5 protein-coding genes and 1 pseudogene are annotated in these 2,401 nt (G+C 50.0%); 3 read left to right on the plus strand and 3 right to left on the minus strand.

Features of this window, described 5'->3' with window-relative positions; all coding sequences use genetic code 11:
• The 3 genes from ACPLUI_RS13895 to ACPLUI_RS13905 all read right to left on the minus strand — a co-directional run.
• Positions 1 to 229: nucleotidyltransferase domain-containing protein (locus tag ACPLUI_RS13895; protein WP_424660841.1), on the minus strand; the 229-nt coding region annotated here is incomplete at its 3' end.
• A 92-nt stretch (positions 230 to 321) separates the two neighbouring features.
• The gene (locus tag ACPLUI_RS13900) at positions 322 to 672 is read right to left on the minus strand and encodes a putative toxin-antitoxin system toxin component, PIN family (RefSeq protein ID WP_424660842.1); all 351 of its coding nucleotides are present in this window, start codon (positions 670 to 672) and stop codon (positions 322 to 324) included.
• A gap of 66 nt (positions 673 to 738) precedes the next feature.
• The gene (locus ACPLUI_RS13905) at positions 739 to 1,017 is read right to left on the minus strand and encodes a type II toxin-antitoxin system Phd/YefM family antitoxin (protein ID WP_034635053.1); all 279 of its coding nucleotides are present in this window, start codon (positions 1,015 to 1,017) and stop codon (positions 739 to 741) included.
• Between the two features lie 400 nt (positions 1,018 to 1,417).
• On the opposite strand from ACPLUI_RS13905, the gene ACPLUI_RS13910 reads away from it, so the two are divergent.
• From ACPLUI_RS13910 to ACPLUI_RS13920, 3 genes and pseudogenes are all read left to right on the plus strand, one after another.
• Positions 1,418 to 1,831 carry a secondary thiamine-phosphate synthase enzyme YjbQ gene (locus ACPLUI_RS13910; RefSeq protein ID WP_424660843.1) on the plus strand — a complete coding sequence of 138 codons (414 nt, stop codon included), beginning with the start codon at positions 1,418 to 1,420 and terminating at the stop codon, positions 1,829 to 1,831.
• A 110-nt stretch (positions 1,832 to 1,941) separates the two neighbouring features.
• Positions 1,942 to 2,190 (plus strand): AbrB/MazE/SpoVT family DNA-binding domain-containing protein, encoded by a 249-nt coding sequence (locus ACPLUI_RS13915; RefSeq protein WP_424660844.1) that lies wholly within the window; start codon positions 1,942 to 1,944, stop codon positions 2,188 to 2,190.
• Positions 2,183 to 2,401, plus strand: a pseudogene (locus ACPLUI_RS13920) (hypothetical protein); the annotation flags it as partial. The gene ACPLUI_RS13915 and the pseudogene ACPLUI_RS13920, both read left to right, overlap by 8 nt.

The following is a 2,401-nucleotide window of genomic DNA, read 5'->3' on the forward strand; positions in this document are numbered from 1 at the left end:
CGGGAAAAAGCGCCTCCGTCAGGGAGTATTCCAGTGCCGCTGCCAGATCCAGGGCGTCGTCTGTGTTCGGGCACAGGGAGGGGTAAAGGCCGATGCCCACATCCACATCACTCAAAGGGGTGGCCGTGCCCCCGGCATAAGACCCCATCAAATAGGCCACGGCCACCTGTGGCCGGTCCTGGACATGGCGTTTAATTTCACTGATAATTTTTTCGCTCTCGAGAAGCATTTTTATTCCTCCCCGGGTGCAGGTAAACAGTGCAGGCAAATGGGAGCACACCCTTCTCGAACCACAGAACCGGGAAAAGCCCGGGTCCGGTTTTAGTCAGGCAATTTCCAGGCCCGGCATGCTTCGGTAGCCTTCAAGATGGGGATGCCAGAAAAGATTTTCAAAGCCAGCAGGTGTTCGTCGCCGGAAACGATGGCCCCGGCGCCTGCCTCCAGTGCACACTCGAGAACCCTGTTGTCGGCGGGATCTTCCGTGATGACATTTAGCTGCTGCCGGGGGATAATTAGACGTTCCGGTTGGCACAACCAGGATATTATCCGGGGCAAATCAGGATGAGCGGCGACCACTTTAAGCTTCGGGCGGGCTATAACCAGGATCAATTCTTCGATCAAAGCCGGGCTGATAAAAAGCTTTAGTTTTCCCCCTATACATGCTTTTAGCAACCGGTGCGGGGGACCGACCAGTCCAACCGATAATTGATACCAGTATATTTGTAGCCATAACGACTTTCATCTGGAACGAACCTCGCGAATGGCTTCGGTGACTGCTTCATAGGAAATACCGGCTTCGGCGACTGCTTGCTGGATCTTCTCCAGGGCTTCGATTAACCGGTCTTCCTTTGCCTTTTCGGCCAGGGCTTTCAATCGTACGTACTCATCATAATCCAGAAGAATGGCCTTTTCCTTCGAGCGCCGGGTGATGACTACCGGTTGTTTATTTTCGTTTACCCGGCTGATCAAATCCCCCAGAATTCGCCTGGCATTTTCCACATTAATGATGTTTTCCATAAGGTTCACCTCTATGTTTAGCTTACAGTATAAAACCGATATTTTCAATCCAATAGCTCAAGAGCAATATTCATACCGTCCCGGTGATTGCAGGAGTTATCCTCACTTGCACAAGAAGGGTTTTGTTTTCCGGTTGATCAGGGTAATAATAATTATGCCATCTGTCCAATTGTGTTTCATGTTTACGAGGAACTGAAAAAAGAGTTGGGTTGGAAGAAAAGGACCAGACCCGGAAGAATGCCGACGTATGGTTGACGTCAGCACCTTGAAGGAGCTCTCGCTCATCCTGTGGAGAACTGTTTCACGTGCTGCTGCTTACATCAGCCATTTCCACATTGGATGCCACCTTTAATTTCCCGTTTAATTTGCGGAACAAAAATTTTCTTAGGGAGCTGTGACCATGAAGTCTTACACCGAGTACCTCTGGTTCAACACTGCCCGCCGGAGGGAGTACATCAATATAACCTCTCAGGTGGAGGAGGCGGTCAAAAAGTCCGGTATTAAGGAGGGGTTGGTGCTGGTCTCGGCCATGCACATTACCGCCGGGATCTATGTCAATGATGCCGAGGAGGGGATTATCCAGGACATCGACAATATGCTGGAGAAGCTGGCCCCCTTTGGTCCGGATTACCTGCACCACCGCACCGGAGAAGACAACGGCGACGCCCATCTGAAGAGTATCCTGGTCCACCACCAGGTGATCCTCCCGGTGACCAGCGGAAGGCTTGACCTGGGCCCCTGGCAGCAGGTTTATTATGCTGAATTCGATGGCCGTCGGCGGAAAAGGGTCATTATTAAAGTGCTGGGGGAATAACCAACCTGGATTTACAACATAAGATGTGGGTTTACTTTTAGGTTTTGGATACATTCTGTCTTGTATGGGAATATATGTCTTGTATACTGTAAGGAAAGGGAGGTGTTTGTTTGAACACAAGAAAGATCATTAAAACCACTGTCAGTCACCGTTACCAGACCGTTATTCCAGCCGGGATTAGGGAACGCTATAATATTCGGGAAGGGACGCGCATAGCCTGGATCGACCAGGGCGGGGAGATAAAAATAATTCCTTTGCCAGCTGAACCGGGTAAACTTTTCCGGGGTGCTGGAAAGGGAAAGGATTTGCTCGGTTTACTGATGAAGTACCGGGAAAAGGAACGGAAAGTAAATGAGTGACATCAAAAAATACGTGCTGGACACCAGTGCCCTGTTGACTTATTACCAGGATGAAGCAGGAGCTGACCTGATCGAAGAGGTATTTGTACAAGCTACCTCAGCTCAACATGATCCGGCCCAGGCAGCCGGATTATTTTGTGTGCCTAAGCCGGGTTTTACAAAGCCTTGTGGATGTGGTACATATTTAAGGAGGCGACAAACAGGGGAAAAG

This window comes from Desulfofundulus sp. (assembly GCF_049701015.1).
Classification (GTDB): Bacteria; Bacillota; Desulfotomaculia; order Desulfotomaculales; family Desulfovirgulaceae; genus Desulfofundulus.